At 65.9% G+C, this 21,870-nt stretch carries 18 protein-coding genes and 1 tRNA gene; 11 read left to right on the forward strand and 8 right to left on the reverse strand.

What is annotated here, in order from left to right:
- Window positions 1-22: 22 nt before the first annotated feature.
- The 3 genes from IEY14_RS24245 (at window position 23) to IEY14_RS24255 (ending at window position 4,665) form a co-directional block, all read left to right on the forward strand.
- Window positions 23-3,832 carry a hypothetical protein gene (locus IEY14_RS24245; protein ID WP_188913172.1) on the forward strand — a complete coding sequence of 1,270 codons (3,810 nt, stop codon included), beginning with the start codon at window positions 23-25 and terminating at the stop codon, window positions 3,830-3,832.
- 231 nt (window positions 3,833-4,063) lie between these two features.
- Window positions 4,064-4,264 carry a hypothetical protein gene (locus IEY14_RS24250; RefSeq protein ID WP_244639661.1) on the forward strand — a complete coding sequence of 67 codons (201 nt, stop codon included), beginning with the start codon at window positions 4,064-4,066 and terminating at the stop codon, window positions 4,262-4,264.
- Entirely contained in the window at window positions 4,264-4,665 is a 402-nt protein-coding gene (locus IEY14_RS24255; RefSeq protein WP_188913174.1) for a hypothetical protein, read from the forward strand. The genes IEY14_RS24250 and IEY14_RS24255 overlap by 1 nt, the downstream gene beginning before the upstream one ends.
- 108 nt (window positions 4,666-4,773) lie before the next feature.
- Here the strand turns inward: IEY14_RS24255 and IEY14_RS24260 are convergent, their stop codons facing one another.
- The 3 genes from IEY14_RS24260 to IEY14_RS24270 form a co-directional block, all read right to left on the reverse strand.
- Entirely contained in the window at window positions 4,774-6,699 is a 1,926-nt protein-coding gene (locus IEY14_RS24260) for a P-loop NTPase fold protein (protein WP_188913176.1), read from the reverse strand.
- A gap of 9 nt (window positions 6,700-6,708) precedes the next feature.
- Window positions 6,709-8,388 (reverse strand): site-specific integrase, encoded by a 1,680-nt coding sequence (locus tag IEY14_RS24265; RefSeq protein WP_188913178.1) that lies wholly within the window; start codon window positions 8,386-8,388, stop codon window positions 6,709-6,711.
- An 85-nt stretch (window positions 8,389-8,473) separates the two neighbouring features.
- A tRNA-Leu gene (locus IEY14_RS24270) sits at window positions 8,474-8,558 on the reverse strand.
- Between the two features lie 252 nt (window positions 8,559-8,810).
- Between IEY14_RS24270 and IEY14_RS24275 the strand changes: the two genes are divergently transcribed.
- Window positions 8,811-9,812, forward strand: coding sequence for a complex I NDUFA9 subunit family protein (locus IEY14_RS24275; protein ID WP_188913180.1), 1,002 nt, complete (start codon window positions 8,811-8,813; stop codon window positions 9,810-9,812).
- A gap of 90 nt (window positions 9,813-9,902) precedes the next feature.
- On the opposite strand, the gene IEY14_RS24280 is transcribed toward IEY14_RS24275, so the two are convergent.
- Window positions 9,903-10,712, reverse strand: a complete 810-nt coding sequence (locus IEY14_RS24280) for an undecaprenyl-diphosphate phosphatase (protein WP_188913182.1) — start codon at window positions 10,710-10,712, stop codon at window positions 9,903-9,905.
- Between the two features lie 331 nt (window positions 10,713-11,043).
- Here IEY14_RS24280 and IEY14_RS24285 point away from each other — a divergent pair, with 331 nt between their 5' ends.
- The 5 genes from IEY14_RS24285 to IEY14_RS24305 all read left to right on the forward strand — a co-directional run bounded on the left by IEY14_RS24285 (window position 11,044) and on the right by IEY14_RS24305 (window position 14,664).
- A complete protein-coding gene (locus IEY14_RS24285) occupies window positions 11,044-11,736 on the forward strand; it encodes a glutathione S-transferase family protein (RefSeq protein WP_188913184.1) in 693 nt (230 codons plus the stop codon).
- A 19-nt stretch (window positions 11,737-11,755) separates the two neighbouring features.
- A complete protein-coding gene (gene queG / locus IEY14_RS24290) occupies window positions 11,756-12,901 on the forward strand; it encodes a tRNA epoxyqueuosine(34) reductase QueG (RefSeq protein ID WP_188913187.1) in 1,146 nt (381 codons plus the stop codon).
- Window positions 12,879-13,223 (forward strand): hypothetical protein, encoded by a 345-nt coding sequence (locus tag IEY14_RS24295; RefSeq protein WP_244639663.1) that lies wholly within the window; start codon window positions 12,879-12,881, stop codon window positions 13,221-13,223. Before queG ends, IEY14_RS24295 begins: the two co-directional genes overlap by 23 nt.
- Window positions 13,224-13,231: 8 nt before the next feature.
- Window positions 13,232-14,116, forward strand: a complete 885-nt coding sequence (locus tag IEY14_RS24300) for an SDR family oxidoreductase (protein WP_188913189.1) — start codon at window positions 13,232-13,234, stop codon at window positions 14,114-14,116.
- A 191-nt stretch (window positions 14,117-14,307) separates the two neighbouring features.
- Window positions 14,308-14,664 carry a septal ring lytic transglycosylase RlpA family protein gene (locus IEY14_RS24305; RefSeq protein WP_244639666.1) on the forward strand — a complete coding sequence of 119 codons (357 nt, stop codon included), beginning with the start codon at window positions 14,308-14,310 and terminating at the stop codon, window positions 14,662-14,664.
- Between the two features lie 100 nt (window positions 14,665-14,764).
- Here the strand turns inward: IEY14_RS24305 and IEY14_RS24310 are convergent, their stop codons facing one another.
- On the reverse strand, window positions 14,765-16,174 hold the full coding sequence (locus IEY14_RS24310) for an MATE family efflux transporter (protein ID WP_188913191.1): 1,410 nt from the start codon (window positions 16,172-16,174) through the stop codon (window positions 14,765-14,767).
- 145 nt (window positions 16,175-16,319) lie between these two features.
- On the opposite strand from IEY14_RS24310, the gene IEY14_RS24315 reads away from it, so the two are divergent.
- The gene (locus IEY14_RS24315) at window positions 16,320-17,054 is read left to right on the forward strand and encodes a glutathione S-transferase (protein ID WP_188913193.1); all 735 of its coding nucleotides are present in this window, start codon (window positions 16,320-16,322) and stop codon (window positions 17,052-17,054) included.
- Between the two features lie 28 nt (window positions 17,055-17,082).
- Here IEY14_RS24315 and IEY14_RS24320 read toward each other — a convergent pair whose 3' ends face one another.
- The gene (locus IEY14_RS24320; protein ID WP_188913195.1) at window positions 17,083-17,910 is read right to left on the reverse strand and encodes a lytic murein transglycosylase; all 828 of its coding nucleotides are present in this window, start codon (window positions 17,908-17,910) and stop codon (window positions 17,083-17,085) included.
- Window positions 17,911-18,156: 246 nt separating this feature from the next.
- Here IEY14_RS24320 and IEY14_RS24325 point away from each other — a divergent pair, with 246 nt between their 5' ends.
- Window positions 18,157-19,083, forward strand: a complete 927-nt coding sequence (locus IEY14_RS24325) for a DMT family transporter (RefSeq protein WP_244639664.1) — start codon at window positions 18,157-18,159, stop codon at window positions 19,081-19,083.
- A gap of 21 nt (window positions 19,084-19,104) precedes the next feature.
- On the opposite strand, the gene IEY14_RS24330 is transcribed toward IEY14_RS24325, so the two are convergent.
- Both IEY14_RS24330 and IEY14_RS24335 read right to left on the reverse strand, forming a co-directional pair.
- Window positions 19,105-20,682, reverse strand: a complete 1,578-nt coding sequence (locus tag IEY14_RS24330; protein WP_188913198.1) for an aldehyde dehydrogenase (NADP(+)) — start codon at window positions 20,680-20,682, stop codon at window positions 19,105-19,107.
- 88 nt (window positions 20,683-20,770) lie between these two features.
- Entirely contained in the window at window positions 20,771-21,694 is a 924-nt protein-coding gene (locus tag IEY14_RS24335; RefSeq protein WP_188913201.1) for a dihydrodipicolinate synthase family protein, read from the reverse strand.
- Window positions 21,695-21,870: the final 176 nt, after the last annotated feature.

Genomic DNA, 21,870 nt, shown 5'->3' on the forward strand with positions numbered 1-21,870 from the left:
GGGCGGAAAGGAGATAGAACAAATGAGCAACACAACGCTGGAAGACGCCATCGCCTCCTTCCCCGCACAGGATGAGGCCGGCGCTATGCCCTCGCTCGAAGATGCCATTGCGTCCTTTGGGCAGGACGGAACGGCCGATCCGGTAGCGGGCACCGCGTCCTTGGAAGATGCCATCGCCGGCTTCGGGAATGAAGAGGCCACCGCATCAGCGCCGGCCGCCCGATCGCCCGCCCTCACGCCCGGCTACTATGTCGAGCACGGCGAGGCCGGCCTCGGGCAGCCCATCTCCTCCACGGTCCATGCGGCTACCCTCGGTGGCCTTGCCGCTGCACATGAGACGGCAGACTTCGTGAAGGAGCGCCTCACCGGCTCCGGTTTCGATCACCCCGAGTTCGATGCGGAGGTGAGGAAGGCCAAGGAAGGCGGTATCGTGGACGGCCTCGCGCTCGGCATCGGGCAGTTCGCTGTTGGCATGATCGGCGCCGGGAAGCTGATCGCCCTCGGTAAGGCGGCACCCATCATCGGTGGTGCGCTGGAGGCGGCCGGCAGTGCCATCGCGGCCACCCGTCGCGGGCGCTTCGCAGCCGAGACAGTGAAGCTTGGGGCCGTCTCGGCGGTGGCCTTCGATCCCCACGAGGAGCGCCTGTCGAACCTCCTTCAGGACAGCGTGATCGGCAATCCGCTCTTCGAGTATCTCGCGGCCGACCCCGACGACAGCACGGCCGAAGGGCGGTGGAAGGCATTCCTGGAGAGCACGTTCCTGGATGCAGCCCTCGCCGTTCCGAAGCTGCTTACGGTTGGCGCGAAGATTGCCCGTGCGCAGATACGTGGCGACACGGCTGGAATGGCTCGGCTTGCTGACGATGGCTTGGCGGAGATCAACGCGGCGGCCCGAGCGGGAGACGCGGAAGTGCCGGCCGCCCTTGCGGATGACATTGCGCCGAAGCCCGTGGACGCCCCTCAGCCCGCGACGATAGAAGGTGGTCTAGATGAAGCTGCCCCCGCCGTGGGGCGATCCGCTGACGATGCGGCACCCGTCGCTACTGTGGACGAAACGGCCCCTGTTGCAGCCGTGAAGGCGACCGAAGCCCGATCGAAGTTCGACCTCCTGCCCAAGCCGACGCAGACGGACGAAGACACGGCTAAGCTTCTCGACGCCATGCGATCGGACACCGACGCCATCGCTCAGCACGGGAGCCGACTTCGCGCGATCAACTCGGGCCATGCCTTCGGCCGTGGCGAGACGATCCCCTATCCCAAGCTTGGCGATACGGCCGAAGTGAACGCTTTCTTGGCGCGTGTGGTCGATGCCGAGGAAGAGCGGATCGTCGCCGTCAAGGGCGTGGCCGTCCTCCACGATGCTGACGTTGAGCGGATCGCCTTAGACAGGGCCAAGCTCTTCGGCGAAGACCCCAGCGACTTCATCGCCCGCCTTGAGGGGTCGGCGGAGGCGTCCGTGAAGATGGTGGCGGATGCGGAAGCGGGCCGCTTGATCGTGAACCGGCTTGCGGGGGACCTCACGTCTCTTGCTCAGCGGCTTCAACTCGGGGACTTCTCCGAGTTCGGCGGGGATCGCGCAAGGGCCTTCCAAGAGTTCGCCCGCCGTCACGCCATGCTGTCCAGCGTCCACGCCTCCACCGCCGCCATAACGTCGAACTCAGCGAGGGCCACCCGTCTCGCAGGGGTGCGGCTTGTGGTCGATCCGGCCGCCGTGGAGGCCATCCCGATCCACGACACGGAACGGCTTATCGGTCTCTACGCCGCCAGCGATGGGACGCCTCAGAGCATCCGCCGCTTGGCCGATCCCTCGCTCTTCGCCAAGGGAATGGATGTGGCGAAGTTCATCCTCGTCAACAATCTCATCTCGGGATGGACCACCCAAATCGTCAACATGCTCGGCAACAGCTACATGGTCGGCATCCGGCCCTTGGAGCGGATCATCGGGGCCTTGCCGGGCACGGCGATGGGGCGGGAGGAAAGCGGGCTTATCGTCCGGCAGGCGCTTCACCAGTACGCCTACACCACGACCGCCTTTATCGACGGCTTCAGGTCCGCCGTGCAGACGCTCAAGACGCGGGACAGTGTGCTCGCACCGCAGACCACCGAACTCTATCGGACGCTTCAGGGGCCAGCCCAGGCGGTGCCGTCGCAGACTTGGAGGCCGTGGTCTACGCCCGAAGGCGCAATCCACAACGTCTTCGCATCGATCCTCCCAAAGGCCGCCCTCAACGTGATCGGCACGCCGATGCGCTTGGCCGGCTTCACGGACGAGATGGCGAAGCAAACTGTCTACCGTTCGTCGGTGATGGCGAAGGCGCATATGGAAGCCGCGAGCGAGGCCGCCCGGTTGGGGCTTCAAGGTGACGAGGCGCGGGCCTTCGCGAAAGACTATGCCCGGCAGAAGGTGGAGGCAGCCTTCGATGCAGCCGGAAGGGGAACCGATACGGCGGCGCTGGAAGAGGCGAACATCGCCACCTTTTCGCAAGACCTCATCCCCGGCACATGGGGCAATACGGTGCAGCGGGCCAAGCTCAGCCATCCGGGCCTTGGCTTCATCCTCCCCTTTACCAAGACCCCGACCAACATCCTCCGGTACGGCTGGAAGATGACACCCGGCCTCAATCTCCTCCAGGCCGAGTACCGGGAGATGCTTCTCGGCAGGATGGGAGGGGAGGCCCAGGCGCAGGCCATGGGACAAGTCGCGATCGGCACCTCGGGGATGCTGGCGGCGGCCTCACTGGCTTCCATGGGAACCATCACGGGCGGCGGGCCGCAGGACCCGAAGCAGCGGCAGGCCCTTCTTGCAACGGGGTGGCTGCCCTATTCCATCGTGAAGGAGAACGCGGACGGCACCAAGACCTATGTCAGCTACGGCCGGCTTGATCCCATCGCGATCCCCTTCGGCATCATTGCGGACATCCAAGACGCGATAGCCGCGATGGGGCGTGATGAGGGGCTCGATGATGCCGGCGCGTTGGAATGGGCACAGACGGCAAGCCTTGCCCTCGGCATCGCCCTCACCAAACAGTTCCGGTCCAAGAGCTATCTCAAGGGCTTCTCGGACTTTATGGAGATGGTGGTCGATCCTGATCAGAAGGTGGGGTCGTTCGCCGGGCAGATGGCCGCCAACTTCGTGCCCTTCGCCTCGCTCCTCCGCCAGACGGACCCGGACGATACGATGCGCGATGCCAGGACGATGGTCGATAAGATCATGGACACAATCCCCGGCCTGGGGACCGGCCTTTCGCCCCGCTACGATGCGTTTGGAGACCCCGTGCTGTCTCGCAACGGCTTGTGGACTTCCGATAAGGCGGGCATCGTGGATCGCGAAATGCAGCGCCTCGCCCTGGAGAACGGGGCGGCACCGACAAGGGTGAGCCCGACGCGGGATGCCGGGGTAGACCTCCGAGACATCACCATGACGGACGGGGAGTTTGCCGGCCGGAACGCCTACGAAATGTACCAGGAGCTTGCCGGGCATCTGCCTCGGGGACCAGCCCTCAAGGATGTGGTGGCCAAGCTCATCGAAAGCCGAAGCTATCGTCTTGCACCAGATGGGGACGCTGGAACGCCGGGCACGAAGCTGAATGTCCTGACGGGGCTTATGGGCAAGTACCGGGCGGACGCGATGGGTATTCTGAAGCGGGACGGGGCGGTGCGTGATGCGATGCTGAAGCGCCGGAGGAAAGCGGAGCGGGAGGGCTTGGCGCTGCGACAGGGGGCGCTCGGGCTGGCCTTACCGGGTGGCTCGGGGCAGTCTCAGGCGGGAGGACGGCCGGGCGTTGGCGAGGCGTTCGGGGTCCAGTTGGGTGCTGTGTTCGGAGGGCGATAGACAAGGTAAAAGTTTGGGGCTTCGGGTTCGCTCGGGGCTCCTATCCCCTCTGTGTGTTACTTCGAAGTGCAATCCTCTTGGCTTTCGATGATAAGGAAGTGGGTTTATTGTGGAGCCCAAGTCCTCCCTTCAAGCATCACTGCCTGCGAAACAAATAGGGAACATTTCCTAGCCTCTATGCCTTCCTCATGGCATTATCCTCAAGCGAATCACGTTGATGTGGAGGCGGCCATGGCAGGGATTTGCAGGGAGGAGCTACCCAACCCCGAAGGCCCGGACGACGACCTTGAGAGGCTCGTAGTAGAAGCCATCACGCTAGCCGAGGGTGACATGCGCCGGGCTATCCGCGCCCTGATCCTCGGACAGCACGAGATCGAAGCCGAGAAGGCCGCCCAAGTGTCCGCCGGCTACATCCGCAGAGGGCTCTACTGATGGCCGCGCCTAAGCCCCGCCTCTACGAACTCAGCGATAGCCAGCGCGAAGAACTCCTCACGCGGTCGCGAGACCTTTGGAAGATCGTTTGCGGCTCGCTTGGCGTGATGGAAGCGAGAGGTCGGGATCACGATGCCTTGGCGGACTTCGCGCCGGAGCTTGGTGCGTTCGCTTATGCCATCAGCGAGGGTAGGGTGAACCTCGGGGAACAACTCGCGACGGCCCACGCGAAGGCGGAGCTTCTGGAGGACGATGCTGATCGTTACGAGCGCGACGTGGAGGCAGCCATTGCGATGTGCGGTGGAGACGAACGGGCAACCATCAAGAGCCTTTTGGTCCTGACGGAGTTCCTGGAGCTGGAAGCGTTCGGAGCGGAGGGCGCACAGTACCGACGAAAATAGAATGGGCGAGGCACCCATCGCTCTCGCTGTTTGGATCAATGCACTGCCTCCATACATAGCGACAGCGATGATGAGTCTTTCACCAATTTTTAAAAAGCCGACCGCACTCTATAACCCATTTACTGGAGCCGGCTTCGCCTGCAAGAGTTCAAGGCGTTCTATTGCACCTCCCAGCTTTCGTTCAACTTGCACTTTCCAAAAGCTATTCAACGGTGGAGTGGCCGTTGCAATTCGCTCCAATAATCTGCCGCACAGTGCCTTTAACCAGGGCAACTCACTTTTGATCGCCATCAGGTCTCGGCCGAGTCCATATCTGTCATCTGTCAGCCAATCGAGCGCCGCGTGATCCAGACCACCTTCGCGAAGCAGAAGATTAGAGAATTCATCGACCTCAGCCTCCGCGAGTATTGGCAGGCGCAGGTAGTCTCCTAATGCCTTGTTCTGGTCTGAGATCATATGCAAATTTCGATCTTCTCGTACAAGCGCATCTATAAGTGCCGCTCGATATTCAGGAAATCTCTGCCTGGCTGTGCGCATCATGCTGGACCGGATCAAATCTAATATCAGTACCAGTTCTTCCTCATGTGCTTCGGCCCCTATCGCTTGGTAGCCGTAGGCAGTTAGCCGGTTAAGAGATGTATGCTCAAAGCCTGGCTCAAGTCCAGACCCTAGCACATGAAGTTCATCGATGTATTTCTTAATAAAATCGCTCGGCTTTAGCCCAATTGACAATGTATTATCGCCGTGCTCTTCGCGCCAGAGCATTATACCTGCGAGTTGTAGCAGCTCACCGGCATCGCGAACCTGGTGCTTTTCAAGTTTCTCAACTGCGCGTTTTGTTTCCCGCAGCAGCGTTTCGGTGTCCAGCTCCCAAATTTCGATGAGATGGCGCCAAGGAGGAACGTTCTCCGGCTTGCCGGTAAGCGGGCTGATACTCAAAGCCAAATTGATCTCTTCGCAAGAGAACTGCCCATGCGCGATATAATCATAAATCAGCTTGAATGGGAGGGTTGGAGCGGAAAGGGAGAGAGCGCTATCATATCGTTCGACGATAGAATTTGCCTGCTGCTCCTCCTCCGTTGGTTGTGTATCTTGCTTTCTTATCACATAAGAATTTCTTCCCGTGCTCACGGCATAGGGATTGATGAGCGGCTTTTCAGATATTGCCGACCCAAGTTCGAGAGAAACATAGATGCAGCTTAGGAAAATGCTCTTCAGACCGTCAACGCGATCTCGATAAACAGGATCGAGAAGCAGCATAAATCTTCCGAACGCCTCAATGCCAATTCTTAGTAAGCGTAGGTTCTCGCGACCAGATGCCCAAAAGACGTTCAGAGCTGCTTCTTGCTCTCGCTTTGCTATTTCCCTAGCTTCTGGCGCTGCGAGGGCTTCCACAAAGAAAGGGTAAGCCGCGATAGGATCGGCTTGAAATAGGAGGGTGCGGCCTATCAGCTTTTCCTTGAAAGACGCTAATACGGTTGCGTTTTCTTTATCTAGATTAGAAGCATCAGACCGCTTGAAGGCAGCTTCGTTAGAGACAACAACTACTCTGAATTTTTCATGTTCCACAAATCTGTTGATGTATCCGAGTGCATCTCTCAGAGGCATCTGAGAACGCTCGATGTCATCGAATATTATCAGGCCGTCCCGGATCAGCTCCAAGCGTTCGGCTAGCGCCTTCGCCCCTACATCATTAGCTATTCCCTTGGCAGCGTCGCCCGCGCCGAAGACACTCCCAGCACCTGCAAGGGCTGTGGAAAGGAGATAGCCAACTGTGCGTCCAGTTTTTGAAAATAGTTGAGCAGTGGCTTGCTTCTCCAAATCGCTGATATTCTGGGCTCCGAAGAGCGATATATATAAGCTTTTCGGATCGTCCGTCTTTGACTGTCTTTGTAATTCGTCCAGATATGTTTTAATAAAATAGGTCTTCCCCGCTCCCCAGGGAGCATTGATTTGAAGCGCGTAGAATGGAATGCCGGACTGCGCTCGAAAGAATTCTAACTCGTCTAGGATATGCTGATTTTTATTGGCCACTAATATCTCTCAATCTTCCGCTTTAAATCGGGGAAATTTTTCGAACGCTTTCACTTGCGCCGCTAGGCTGACATCGCCGTAGCGTCCGCCTACGGTGGAAGGCGCCCAGCCGCCGATAGCATCCAAAACGCTGTCCTCTATGCCGACCTCACGCCCCCGCGTTTTGAAGGCGTGCCGCCATCCGTGGTTCGGGGCTACGCGCTCATCCGGCACCACCTCACGCGCGAAGGCAGCCAACCGGTTCTTGACGGCCTTCCACTTTCCGCGCGGGTCTTCGTCACCCTTCACCGCGTAGAACAGGTGGCCCGGCTTGCTGGCCTGCACGAAATCCGGGAAGCCTTGCTCAACGAGGTGGGCGTGAAGCACGACCTCGCGCACCTCTTTGTCCTTCACGGTGCCGGCCTCCGGCGTGATGGTGATGGTCCACCATTCGCCGTTCTGCTTCACGTCCTCCTTGCGGAGCTGGACCACCTCGCCCACTCTCGCCCCCGTGTAGGCGCAGAGCCACGGCACCCAGCGCTTGGCGGCGGCTGTCTGTGGTTTCTCGGTGGGCGTGCGGACATGCCGAAGACTCTTCCTCAGGATCGCCTCGGCTTCTTCAATCGTGAAGCCCTTAGGCCGCGTCTGAGTCTTCTTCGAGCGGAGCACCTTCACGCCGTCCGCTGGGTTCGAAGCCATGAGCCCGTTCGCAACGGCGTAATTGAAGAGAGCCTTCAGCCCAACCAAGTCGCTGTCCCGCACTGTCTTCAGGCTGGCACCGGATGCGATGCGGTGATCCTTGAAGCGGACCACATCGGCGTTCGTCACGCGCTGCGGGTCGTCGTGCTTGAGAAACGTGGCGAAGCGGTTGATGCTGGCTTGATAGCTATCGTGGGTGGACTGAGAGCGGCCGGCGATCTTGGCCTCTGCCCACCAGCGACCATGGAGACCCTTGAGGGAAACCTTGTCGCTCGCCTTGCCCGTTGGCTTCGGAGGATCGACCACCACCACCGGCTTAGGGGCCACCCACTCAGGGAAGCGAACCGCTTCCGGGGGAGGGGAGAAGTCGCCGGCCGCTTGGCGCTTTTGGACTTCGAGGCCATCCCGAAGAGCGCGAAGAAACTCCCGCAACGCCAGGGCCCGGCTCGGCTTGTCGATTTCCGTGAGGCCGCGATCACGGAGGGCGTGGTCTACGAGACGGCCGAAGAGCGGCTCCAACTCTTCCAGAGGGTCTATCACCTCCTCCGGTGCAGGCAGCTGATTAAGTGCAGCCTGCCAAGCGCCGGGCAACTCGAATGGATCATCAACGACCCGCCAAGCCGTGCCCGGCTTCAGCGTGTCCGACTCAACGGCGGTCGTGCGGCCCCGCTCTGTGCTGGCCCAGTTGCGAAACATCGCACCAGCAAGCGCAACGCATTGCTGATGGGAGAGGGCGATCGGTTTGGAGGACCGCAACGACGCGAAGAGCGCCTCGAAGTATGCGGCTAGTTCTCCCTGCCGCTGACGGACTTCGCTGGGGATTGCGGTGCGAAGCGAGATGCGAAGCGTTTCAGTCTTGGCCGTGATGTTGCATCGGGCAGTCTTAGGGCCGATCGGCACGACCAACGACATGCCTGCCATCCGCTCCCGAAGGTCTGCCGGGATGCGCTGCCTGAAGCTGTAATTTTGGGTGCCTTTGCGCCGCAGAGGAGCCACCGGTCGGAAGAGCATGTATGCCACCTTTGTAGCACAGCCCGTCCGTCTCAATCGACTGTAATCGCTTATCTCTTTGGCTTCCCGGAACAATCCGGTGAATTGGTGCCCAGGAAAGGACTCGAACCTTCACGCCTCGCGGCACACGGACCTGAACCGTGCGCGTCTACCAATTCCGCCACCTGGGCACGGCCGGACGTTTAGGGGCTCCCATTCCGCCTGTCAACGGCCCAATGACGCCGACATGACGCTCTTCGCAAAAAGAGGCGAGGCGGCCGGGACGGCGGCCGCTTCAGCAAGCGTTCACCGCCGCGCCACTTGGCGTGGTGCGCGCGCAGGATTCTCTTTTCGCGCGGGCCGTGGAGCGCTATGACCGCCTCGACAGTTCTTCCGGTGGCGGCCGCCTGCGCGCGGCCCGACAGATTCAAGGCGGATTCGGCATGGCGGTGGATCTCAACAAGACGGTCACGGTCTTCGGTGGGTCCGGCTTCATCGGGCGCTATGTGGCGCGCTCGCTCGCCCGGCGCGGCCATCGCGTGCGCATCGCCTGCCGCCGGCCGGACCTCGCCTATCACGTGCAGGTCGCCGGCAATATGGGCCAGGTCATGCCGGTCCAGGCGAATCTGCGCTATCGCTGGACCATCGACCGCGCGGTCGAGGGCGCCGATCACGTCGTCAATCTCGTCGGCATCCTGGCGGAAGGCGGCAAGCAGCGCTTCGCCGCGCTCCAGGCCAAGGGCGCCGGCGAGGTCGCGGAGGCGGCCAAGGCGGCCGGGGCGCGGCTGACCCATCTCTCGGCCATCGGCGCCGACGCCGCCTCGCCCTCGGCCTATGCGCGGTCCAAGGCGGAAGGCGAGGCGCTGGTGCGCGCTGCGCTGCCGGACGCCACCATCCTGCGCCCCTCCATCGTCTTCGGACCTGAGGACAATTTCTTCAACCGCTTCGCCGACATGGCCCGCCTGTCGCCCTTCCTGCCGCTGATCGGCGGCGGGACGACGCGCTTCCAGCCGATCTATGTCAACGACGTCGCCGAAGCGGTGGCGATGACGGTCGACGGCACGGCGCCGGACGGCCGGACCTACGAGCTCGGCGGCCCCGAGATCCTGTCCTTCCGCGAGATGATGGAGATCATGCTGGAGGTGGTGAACCGCCGCCGGCGCTTCCTGCCTCTCTCCTTCGGCACCGCTTCGCGCCTCGCCGAGCTGACCTCCTGGCTGCCGAGCCCGCCGCTGACCGGCGACCAGGTGAAGCAGCTCGGCATCGACAACATCGTCTCCGAGGCCGCCCATCGCGAGGGCCGCGACATCGGCGCCTTCGGCATCAATCCCGAATCGCTCGGCGCCATCCTGCCGACCTATCTCGTGCGCTTCCGGCCGCAGGGCCAGTTCACCCGGCCGGAGATCCATGCCGGCGGCCTGAAGCGCGACAGCGAAATGGCCTGACCGCCCTTCCGCGATCGTGAAACGAGAAACGGCGGCCGTCCCGATCGGGGCGGCCGCCGTGTTTTGTGGTCCCTGCCGGAAAGGCGCCGGTCAGGTGCCGGTGACGGTGAGGGCGATGAGGCCGATCACGCCGATCGCGATGCGCCACCATGCGAAGGGGGCGTAGCCGTGCCGGGAGACGAAGCCGAGCAGCGAGCGCACGACGAAGAGGGCGCAGACGAAGGAGACGACGAAGCCGATCGTGATGAGGCCGAGATCGGAGCTGTTCAGCTCGTTGCGATATTTCCAGAAGTCGAGCGCGAAGGCGCCGGCCATGGTCGGCATGGCGAGGAAGAAGGAGAATTCCGCCGCCGAGCGCTTGTCGGCGCCGAGCAGCAGCGCCCCGACGATGGTCGAGCCCGAGCGCGAGGTGCCGGGGATCATGGCGAGGCACTGGAACAGGCCGATCTTGAAGCAGAGCGGCAGGGAATAGTCCATCAGCCGGGTATAGCGCGGCTTCAGCACCAGCTTGTCGACGGCGAGGAGCACGATGCCGCCGAGCACCAGCATGATGCAGATGAGCCGGGGCGATTCGAAGAGATAGGTCTTGATGAAGTCGTGCGCGAGAAGGCCGATGACCACGGCCGGAAGGAAGGCCACCAGCACGCCGTAGACGAAGCGCCGGCTTTCCGGAACGGTCGGAAAGGTCGTGGCGATCTCCGTCAGCCGCTTGGCATAGACGGAGAGGACGGCGAGCACCGCGCCGAGCTGGATCAGGACCGCGAAGGTGTTGCCGGTCGTGTGGAAGCCGAGGAAATGGCTCGCCAGGATCAGATGGGCGGTGGACGAGACCGGAATGAATTCCGTCAGCCCTTCGATGAGACCGAGAATGACGGCGTCGAAGATCGAACCGATGTCCATGCGAGGGCTCCGTGAACGGGGCGCGTCCGGGCGGCGGGCGCCGGATGGGCCCGCCGGGAGTCGTAAACCATCGGGGCGCGTTTTTTTGCAAGTGCGAAAAAGCCCCAGTCCCTTCCGCTTCGCCGCCTTCTTGCGGCGTGGTTACCCCGCAAGCGTCTTGCTGGCGCGGCGCGACCTGCTATGTCCCCGCAAACGGCGAGTCGGGCGCGCCGGCGCCGGATCGGCGCTCTCGGCGTCTTTGCCTTTTCTCAAGGTCTTGCCGGCAGGTTTTCACCAAGGGCGTGATCCGCCCGGTTCCCGCTTGGTTGCGTATGGACATCTTCGCTCGCCCATGTTGAGGCTGCACCACCATCCGATGTCGGCGGCCTCGCGTTTCGTCCGCCTCGTGCTTGGCGAATATGCCGAGCGCCCCGAGCTCCTGGACGAGCGGCCCTGGGAGCGGCGGCGCGATTTCCTCGCCCTCAATCCGGCCGCGACGCTGCCGGTGCTCATCGAGGATTCGGGGCCGCCGATCGTCGGCGGCATGGTGATCGCCGAATATCTGGACGAAACGCGCGGCGTCTTCCAGCGCGACAAGCGCCTCCAGGCCGAAACGCCGGCCGAGCGCGCCGAAGTGCGCCGGCTCGTCGACTGGTTCCTGGCCAAGCTGGAGAACGAGGTGACGCGCTATCTGGTGCGCGAGCGCGTCTTCAAGCAGGAGATGCGGCCGGAGGAAGGGGGCGGCGCGCCCGACGCCTCGGCGATCCGCGCCGCGCGTGCCAATCTCAAGCACCATATGCGCTATGTCGGCTGGCTGGCCGAAAGCCGCAACTGGCTCTCCGGCGACCGGCTCTCCTATGCCGATTTCGCGGCGGCGGGCGCTCTCTCCATTCTCGACTATCTCGGCGAGGTCGCCTGGGACACCGAGCCGCTGGCCAAGGAATGGTACATGCGGGTGAAGTCGCGGCCCTCGTTCCGGCCGCTCCTGACGGAGCGGGTGCGGGGCATCCCGCCCGTCGCCCATTACGCGGAACTCGATTTCTAAGCCGGTCCCGCCTCCTTATATGGGGGCCATGAGCGAGCCCCATGCCCTTCGCCGCTTCCTCGAGGCGGATGCGCGCCGCCTCGGCTTCGAGGCGGTCGGCGTCGCCTCCGTCGCCGAGGACGCGGCGGCGGCCGGGCGGCTCGCCGAATTCGTCGCGGCCGGGCGGCACGGCACGATGGGCTGGCTGCCCGAAACGCTGGAGCGGCGGCGCTCGGCCGGCGCGCTATGGCCGGAGGCGCGCTCCATCATCGTGCTCGGCATGAATTACGGGCCGGACGAGGACCCGCTCGCCAATGTCGCCCGGCGGGAGCGCGGCACGATCTCCGTCTATGCCCGGCATCGCGACTATCACGAGGTGATCAAGGGCCGGCTGAAGGAGCTCGGCCAGCGGCTTCTCGCCCGCGCCGGCGAAGGCCATGCGATGAAGGTCTTCGTCGACACCGCGCCCGTCATGGAAAAGCCGCTCGGCCAGGCGGCGGGGCTCGGCTGGCAGGGCAAGCACACCAATCTCGTCAGCCGCGCCTTCGGCTCCTGGCTGTTTCTCGGCTCGATCTTCACGACGCTCGACCTCGCGCCGGACGCGCCGGAACGGGACCGCTGCGGCTCCTGCCGGGCCTGCCAGGACGCCTGTCCGACCGATGCCTTTCCCGCGCCCTACCAGCTCGATGCGCGGCGCTGCATCTCCTATCTCACCATCGAGACCAAGGCGCCGGTGCCGCGCGCGCTGCGGGCGCGCATGGGCAACCGCATCTATGGCTGCGACGACTGTCTCGCCGTCTGTCCCTGGAACAAGTTCGCCGCAACGGCGCGCGAGGCCAAGCTCGTCGCTCGGGACGAACTGCGCTCGCCGGATCTCGCCGCGCTCCTCGCCCTCGACGAGGCGGATTTCCGCGCCCTCTTCGCCGGCTCGCCGGTGAAGCGCATCGGCCGGGCGAAATTCGTCGCGAACTGCCTGATCGCCGCCGGCAATTCCGGCGCGGCGGCGCTTCTCCCGTCCGTTCTCGGCCTTCTTGAGGATGCCGAGCCGCCGGTGCGCGCCATGGCCGTCTGGGCGCTTCACCGTCTTTCGCCGGCCGAGGCCTTGGCACGGCGTCCCGCCGCGCTCCATTACGAGACGGACGAATCCGTCAGGAGCGAATGGGATGCGCTGGAGCAGGAAGGCTGAAGAGGCGAAGGCCATCGCCGAGACGGCGCTGGACAGCGTGAAGGCCAGAATTCCCGCCGATCTCGACAGCGCCCGCGCGGCGCTGGAGGAGGGCGGCCGGCGGGCGCGCGCCGTCCTATCGCGCGAGGAGGCGGTGGGACGCGCGGCGGTCGGCGCCCTGGCGGTCGGCGCGCTCGCCGTCGGTGCCGTGGCGATCGGCGCCTTCGCCATCGGCCGCCTGTCCGTCGGCAAGGCGCGGATCGGCGCCGCCGATATCGGACGCCTCAGGATCGGCGCGCTGGAGGTCGGCGAGGTCCGGCGCCTCGTCCGCGACCGCTCCTGAGCGCGCCGATGCGGCTCTTCGTCTTCGGCTGCGGCTATTCGGCCGGGGCCTTCGTCACGCGGCTCGCGCCCGATCTGGTGCTCGGCGTCACCACGCGCTCGCCCGAGAAGGCGGCGAGCCTCGCCGCCCGTGGCTTGAAGCCCTTCGTCTTCGACGGCGAGCGGCCGGGCGAGGGCATCGACGCCGCCCTGGAGCGCGCCACGCATCTCCTCGTCTCCGCCGCGCCGGGCGAGGCGGGCGATCCGGTGCTGCGCCAGTATCGCGACCGGCTCCTGCACGCCATGCCCGCGCTCGCCTGGATCGGCTATCTCTCGACCGTCGGCGTCTATGGCGATCATGGCGGCGCCTGGGTGGACGAGGAAACGCCGCTCCGGCCGGTCTCGCAGCGCTCGGTGGAGCGCGTGGCGGCCGAGGCGGACTGGTCGCAACTCGCGGCCGCGCGGAACGTGCCGCTCGCGATCCTGCGCCTGTCCGGCATCTACGGGCCGGGGCGCAACGCCTTCGTCAACCTGCGCGAGGGACGGGCGAAGCGGCTGGCGAAGCCCGGCCAGGTCTTCAACCGCATCCATGTCGAGGACATCGCCGGCGCGCTCGCCCATCTGGCAGGGGAGGGGCTCGGCGGCGTCTTCAATGTGACCGACGACGAGCCGGCGCCACCCCAGGATGTGGTGGAACTCGCCGCGCGCCTCGTCGGCGCTCCGCTGCCGCCGCTGGTGAATTATGACGAAGCGTCACTCTCGCCGATGCAGAGATCCTTCTATGGGGAGAACAAAAGGGTCTCGAATGCTAAAATCAGGGCTTCCGGATACACATTTATCTATCCGTCATATCGGGACGCTCTCCCTTCTCTCACAGGCGATTACAGGAATTCGTCATCACCGAATATTTCGTGATTATGACGCGTTGCAACATGACGTGATGGAACTGATCGCATTTTGACCTCGACTCCCCCGCATCTACCCCCTCGCTAGCCACGGGGGCGACGAGGGGGTGAGGGGATCACGAGCTCGGCCACCCGGGGAAAATCAACGGGATAAGGACCGAGAGGTTGAAGACTGCCGTACTGACAGCCATCGCCATCGCCATTTCGACGACTTCCATTCCGCATAGCGCCTTCGCTCAGACCACGGATATCAAGACCAGCTGCGGCGGTGCCTCCTGGTACTCGCTGCGCTCCCGCACCGCTTCGGGAGAAATGATGAATCCGGCGGCCATGACCGCCGCTCACAAGACTTTGCCGCTCGGCAGCAAGGTCAAGGTAACAAACCTCAAGAACAACCGCTCCATCATCGTGACGATCAACGATCGCGGACCTTTCATCAAGGGTCGGATGATCGACCTGTCCAAGGGCGCGGCCCGGGAGCTCGATTTCGTCCATTCCGGCGTGGCCCGCGTCCAGATCGAGGCGCCCGACGGCAGCGGGACGAAGAGCTGCGCCTGAAGGCGCCTCGCTTCATACCCCCCAATCACCATGCCACCGATCGCTCGCCCCGGCGCGCGGACCCGCCCTTGCGCGTCCGTGGCCGGGCGGGCGATCCGTTTCAGGCCGGCGTGAGGCCGAGCCGCACCCGCAGGGCGAAGCGCCCCGTCATCAGGACGGCGGCCGCCAGGAGGCCGGCCGCGAGGCCCGTCCAGATGCCGATGCCGCCCATGCCGAGACCGAAGGCGAAGCCGTAGGCGATGGGCATGCCGATCGCCCAATAGCTGACGAGCGCGATCACCATCGGGATCCGCGTGTCGGCGAGGCCGCGCAACACGCCGCTCGACACGACCTGCAGACAGTCGATCATCTGGAAGGCGGCGGCGACGGCGACGAGCTGCACGCCGGTCGTCAGCACCGCCGATGCGCTCGGCGCGGCGGGGTCGAGATAGAAGCCGACCAGCGCATCCGGCACCGTCCAGAACAGGATCGCGCCGGCAAGGCCCGAGGCGATGGCGGCGGCGATGGCGGTCCAGGCCGCGCGCCGCAGATTGGTCCAGTCCCCGGCGCCGAAGGCGGTGCCGACCCGCACCGTCGCCGCCTGCGACAGGCCGAGCGGGATCATGAAGGCGATGGAGGCGAGCTGGAGCGCGATGCCGTGAGCGGCGAGCGCCACGGCGCCGAGCCAGCCCATCATCACCGTCGAGGCGGTGAACAGCCCGACCTCGGCGACGATCGTCGTTGAGATCGGCCAGCCGAGCCGTAAGACCTCGCGGAAGGCCGGCCAGTCCGGCCGCCAGATGCGCTGGAAGAAACGGTAGGCCTGAAGGCGCGGCGCGCGGGCGCAATAGACAAGCATCGCCAGCGCCATCAGCGTGTTGGTGATCGCCGAGGCGAGCGCCGAGCCTTCGAGGCCGAGCGCCGGCAGGCCGAGATTGCCGAAGATCAGGCCCCAGTTGAGAACGGCATTCGCCGCCGCGCCGCCGATGGTGACGAGGAGGATCGTGCCCGTGTGCCCGGTGACGCTCAGCGCCGAGCGCGCGCCGGCGACGAGGAGCGCCGGGACGAGGCCCCATTCGAGGATGCGCATGAAGGCGCCCGCGAGCCGCGCCGTTTCCGGCGTCTGGCCGAGCGCGAGCAGCACCGCCTCGAAATGCCAGAGCGGCGCCAGCATCAGGAGGCCGTAGAGCGCGACCACCCAGAAGCCCATGCGGATCGAGCGCCGGACGCCCGTGCGGTCGCCGCGTCCTTCCGCCGCGGCCGCGATCGGCATGGCCGCCTGGGCGAAGCCGCCGCCGAAGATCCAGACGACGAAGAAGGCCTGCGTGCCGAGCACGGCCGCCGCGAGCTCGGTCGCGCCGAGCCGGCCGACCATCAGCGTGTCGGTGACGTTGATGGCGATCTGCGCCAGCTGGGCCCCGGCCAGCGGCGCGCCGAGACCGAAGGTCGCCCGCAGATGCGCGCCCCAGGACAGGGCGCCTTCCACCGGCGCGCCGGCGCCGCGCGCCGGCAGGACCGTCGTTTCCTGCATGAGCGTCCTCCCCGCTGGGTCGAATCACGCTCGCCGCAGGCGGCCGTGGGCTGACCCGGACGCCGATCGCGTTAGATCAGCCCCTCGTGACTGTCCAGCGCGTCCGGCCGGGAAAGGCCGGTGCCGCCGAGCCAAGGAGTTCGCCATGAGCCTCGATCTCTATTACTGGCCGAGCATCCAGGGGCGCGGCGAATTTCCGCGCCTCGTTCTCGAGGCCGCCGGCGCGGATTATCGCGACATGGCGCGGCTGGACGGGGTGGAGGGCGGCGGCGTCGAGGGCATGATGGCCTTCATGGAGGGCAAGCGGGGCCATCCGGTGCCCTTCGCGCCGCCCTTCCTTGTCGATGGCGATCTCCTCGTCTCGCAGTCGGCGGCGATCTCGGCCTATCTCGGCGAGACGCTCGGCCTTGCGCCCGACGACCGGCCGGGCCGCGAATGGGCGCGGGCGCTGGCCGCCACGACCTCCGATCTGACGGCGGAAGCGCATGACGTCCACCATCCGGTCGGGGTCTCGCTCTATTACGAGGAGCAGAAGCCGGAAGCGCTCCGCCGCGCGAAGGAGTTCCGCGAGCAGCGCATCCCGAAGTTCCTCGGCTGGTACGAGAGGCTCATCGAAACCAATCCGGCAAGGTCCGGCTGGCTCGTCGGCAACCGCCTGTCCTATGTCGATCTCGGCCTGTTCCAGGTCGCGGCGGGCCTCGCCTATGCCTTTCCGCGCGCGATGGCGGAGGCCGATAGGCGTTTTCCGGGCGTCGCGGCGCTCGCGGCCCGGGTGCGGGAAACGCCTCTGATCGCCGACTATCTCGCCAGCCCGCGCCGCCTGCCCTTTTCGACGGAAGGGATCTTCCGCGCCTATCCGGAGCTCGACGGCGGCGCCTGACGCGCCGCCGCCATTCTCGTTCCGGAGCCTACTCGGCGAGCTTCGAGGCGAAGAGCGACAGGGCCTGCTGGTAGACCACGGCGCGGTTCCACTGGGCGAAGACCGGATAGTTCGGCTCGCCCGGGCCGTAGCCGGCATTGGCCTGCCAGCCTTCGGCGCGCAGGAGATTGGCGGTGGAAGCGAGGACGTCCGCCTTCGAGCGGATGAGATCGGCATGGCCGTTGCCGTCGAAATCGACCGCGTATTTCAGGTAGTTCTTGGCGAGGAACTGGGTCTGGCCGATCTCGCCGGCCCAGGCGCCGCGCATCTGCGAGGCCGCCATGTCGCCGCGATCGACGATCTTCAGCGCGGCGAGCAGCTCCTCGGTGAAGAAGTCGGAGCGCCGGCAGTCGTAGGACAGCGTCGCCAGCGACTTGAAGACGTTCATGCTGCCGGAATTGGCGCCGAAGCCGGTCTCCATGCCCCAGATGGCGACCAGCACTTCCTTCTGCACGCCATAGCGGCGCTCGATCGAATTGAGGAGGGATTCGTTCTGGCGGATGACCGACTTGCCCTTCTGGATGTAGGAGGGCGGGGCGCGGCGCGCCATGAACTGGTCGAGCGACAGCTTGAAGCTCTTCTGATTGCGGTCGAGGCTGATCACTTTCCGGTCATAGGTCACGTCGCCGAGCGCCGCCTGGAGCGTGCGCTGCGAAACGCCCTGGGCGGCGGCCTCGCGCTCGAAATCCGCCAGCCAGGACGAGAAGCCGGCGCCGTCATTGCCGCAGCGCGCCGCCAGAGCCGGTCCCGCCCCCAGCCCGGCGAGAAGCGCGCCCGCGGCGATAAGGGCTTTGGCGGCCTTGAGCAGATGGGTCATCAACTATCCTCGTCTCCCGATCGATCGCGCGGCGCGCGTCCCGTCGCCTGACGGCGCAAAGGTTCGAATCGCCCAAGGGCAGGGCGAATCCGGCGAAGATTAGGCGCGCTTCCTCAGCGAAACGTTAACCAAGCCGGGGGCGACGGCGCGCGTCGCGCTCGCCGCTTCCGGCCCGGCCGCGAAGCCGCTATGGCCTTCGGAACGAAAGACGTTCGAACCAGGCCCTTAAGCCGCGCGGAGACCAAGGTGACTTCTGTGACGGATCGGGCGCGCGCTTCGGGCGCGCTGTCCGGCGATACGCTCGGCATCCTCGTGATGCTGTTCGGCATGCTGCTCTTCGCGGCCAACGACACGCTCGGCAAATGGCTGGTTGCCACCTACTCGGTCGGCCAGATCATGTTCCTGCGCTCCATCGGCGCGCTCGCCGTCATCGCGCCGCTCGCGCTGCGCCGGCCGGCGGGCGAACTCCTGCATGTCGGCCGGCCGGTCGTTCTGGCGTTGCGGGTGATCCTCGCCACCGGCGAGGCCGCCGCCTTCTACTACGCGACGATCAGCCTGCCGCTGGCCGACGTCATCACCTACTGGTTGGCGGCGCCGATCTATGTCGCGGCGCTCTCGCCCTTCATGCTCGGCGAGCGTGTCGGCTGGCGCCGCTGGACGGCGATCGCCATCGGCTTCGTCGGCGTCGCGATCGCGCTGCGACCCTCCTCGGCCGCGCTGACGCCGGCGGCCCTCGTGTCGCTCGCCGGTTCCTTCGTCTTCAGCCTCACCGTCATCTTCGGCCGCCAGCTGCGCGGCACGCCCGACCTGACGCTCGTCTTCTGGCAGTTCGTCGGCTCGCTCGTCCTCGGCTTCCTGACGCTGCCCTTCGGCTGGGTCGCGCCGAGCGTTCCCGACTTCCTGCTGCTCTGCCTGCTCGGCATCGTCTCCATGGCGGGCCATGTCTGCGTCACCCGCTCGCTGAAGCTCGGCAAGGCGGCGACCGTCGCGCCGATGCAATATTCCATGCTCGCCTGGGGCATGGTCTTCGCCTGGCTGGTCTTCGGCGAATGGCCCGACCGCTGGACGCTGGTCGGCGCGGCCGTCATCATCGCCTCCGGCCTGTTCATCGCCTTCCGCGAGCGCAAGGTCAAAGAAAAGGGGGCGCCGACCACGCTGGTCGACACCCCCTGATCGGGCTCGTCCCGGAAAGGCTCAGTCCTGGCCGAGCTTGCCGTCGATGCGGCGCCAGAGGCCGAGCGGATTGCCGTCCTGAAGCGCCGGGGGCAGGAGCGCGCCCGGCAGGTCCTGGTAGCAGACCGGGCGCAGGAAGCGCTGGATCGCCAGGCTGCCGACCGAGGTCGAGCGGCCGTCGGAGGTCGAGGGATAGGGGCCGCCATGCACCATGGCATGCGCCACCTCGACGCCGGTGCCGAAGCCGTTGACGAGAATGCGGCCGGCGAGGCGCTCCAGCTTCGGCAGGAGCTTGGCGGCGGCGGCGTGATCCTCCGCCTCCATGTGGAGCGCGACGGTGAGCTGGCCTTCCAGCGCCGCGATCACCTTCGCCACCTCGTCCGCGTCGCGGCAGCGCACGAGAAGCGAGGAGGCGCCGAAGACCTCGTCCTGCAGATCGTGATGGGCGAGGAAGTTCTCGGCGCTCGTCGCGAAGAACGCCGCCTGGCCCCGCAATTCGCCGCCCTCGGTGCCCTGGCCGACGAGCTCCACCGCCGCATGGCCGCGCAGCTTGCCCGTGCCCTCGCAATAGGCCCGGTGGATGCCGGGCGTCAGCATGACGGCGGCCGGGGCGGCGGCGATCGCTTCCGTCGCGCCGCGCACGAAGGCGTCGAGACCCTCGCCCTCGATGGCGATGATCAGGCCCGGATTGGTGCAAAACTGGCCGGCGCCGAGCGTCAGCGAGGCGATGAAGCCCTTGCCGATCGCCTCGCCCCGCGCCTTCAGCGCGCCGGGAAACAGGAGGACCGGATTGATCGAGCTCATCTCGGCATAGACCGGGATCGGCATCGGACGGGCGGCGGCGATCTTCATCAGCGCCGTGCCGCCGGCGCGCGAGCCGGTGAAGCCGACGGCCCGGATGCGCGGATCGGCGACGAGACCCTGGCCGATCTCGCGGCCAGAATCGTAGAGGAGCGAGAAGGTGCCCTCCGGGAGCCCACGATCCTTCACCGCCTTCTGGACGGCGCGGCCGACGAGTTCGGACGTGCCGGGATGGGCCGAATGGGCCTTGACGATCACCGGGCAGCCGGCGGCCAGCGCCGAGGCCGTGTCGCCGCCGGCGACGGAGAAGGCGAGCGGGAAGTTCGAGGCGCCGAAGACGGCGACCGGGCCGAGCGGCACGTTGTTGAGGCGCAGGTCCGGCCGGGGCAGGGGCTTGCGCTCCGGCAGCGCCGGATCGATGCGCGCGTCGAGGAAGCCGCCGTCGCGCAGCACGCCGGCGAAGAGCCGCAGCTGGCCCATGGTGCGGGCGCGCTCGCCTTCGAGGCGCGGCCGGGGCAGGCCGCTTTCGGCCATGCAGCGCTCGATCAGCTCCTCGCCGATCGCCTGGATATTGTCGGCGATGGCTTCGAGGAACAGGGCGCGCTCTTCCGGCGGCAGGGCGCGATAGGGCTCGAAGGCGGCCTCGGCGAGGGCGCAGGCGCGTTCGAGATCGGCCTTGGTGGCGCCGCCGAAGCCGGGCGTCAGCTTCGAGCCGCTCGCGGCGTCGATGCCGAAAATCTCGCCGTTTGCGCCCTTCACGGCCTCCGCGCCGATGAATTGCTGTCCGAGAATGGTCATGGAAGTCTCCCGTCGATCGATCGAGGCCCCGGTCTTCAGCTCCGGGGCCGGCCGGCCGTCCGCATATGGGAAGCGGCCGGCGGTTTGTTTACTTGCCCCAGCTGAGCGCCAGCGGCTCCAGCGGGCGGGCGAGTTCGAGGAGCCCCGCCTTCGTCGCCGGATGGATCTGCTCCAGCGGATGGCGGACATGGTCGGAGCGGATGACGCCGCCTTCCATCATCACCGTCTTGGCGGCGCGCAGCCCGCATTGGCGGTTCTCGTAGTTCACGAGCGGCAGGACGCGGGCATAGGCCTCCGCCGCGCCCGCCCGGTCGCCGGCGCGATGCCGGTCGAAGACCGGGCGCAGGAGGTCCGGCAGCAGCGCGCTCGACATCGTGCCCGTCGCGCCGGCATCGAGATCGGCCATCATGGTGATCGCCTCCTCGCCGTCGAAGGGGCCGACGATCGCCTCGCCGCCCGCCGCGATCAGGGCGCGGAGCTTGGCCGCCGACTGGGCCACCTCGATCTTGAAGTAGCGCACCAGCGGCACCTCGCGGGCGAGCCGCGCGAGGAAGGGCACGCCGAGCGCGACGCCAGAAAGCGGCGCGTCCTGCACCATGATCGGAATGCCGGCCGCCTCGGCCACCGCCTGGAAATGCTCGACCATGCCGGTCTCGTCGGCCTTGAGGCCGGTGCCGTGATAGGGCGGCATCAGCATCAGGAGCGCCGCGCCGAGCTCCGCCGCCTCCTTGCCGCGCGCGGCGGCGATGCGGGTGGAGAAATGCGAGCAGGTGACCATCACCGGCACGCGGCCCGCGACATGCTCCAGCGACAGGCGGGTGAGCGTCCGGCGCTCCTCGTCGGTCAGGAGGAACTGTTCGGAATAGTTGGCGAGGACGCAGATGCCATCGACGCCCTGGTCGATCATGCAGTCGAGGACGCGCTTCATGCCCTCCAGATCGAGATCGCCAGTCTCGGTGAACGGCGTGGGCGCGACCGGAAAGAGGCCGGAAAAGGGCTCTTGGAAAGGCATCGGCGGCTCGCTTTCGAACAGGAATCTGACAATCGTTGCGCAGCCTTACAGGAACTCGCCGGCCGGGGGAACGGAACTCCCGGCATTCGGGGCGCAAAAGTATGCTTTTTCCCGTGCCGCGCTTTTCTCGGCCCGGCCTCCCTTTTCTCACCTTGATTATAGGCGATCTTCTAGTG

The sequence above is a fragment of the Aureimonas endophytica genome (genome assembly GCF_014642635.1).
Lineage (GTDB): Bacteria > Pseudomonadota > Alphaproteobacteria > Rhizobiales > Rhizobiaceae > Plantimonas > Plantimonas endophytica.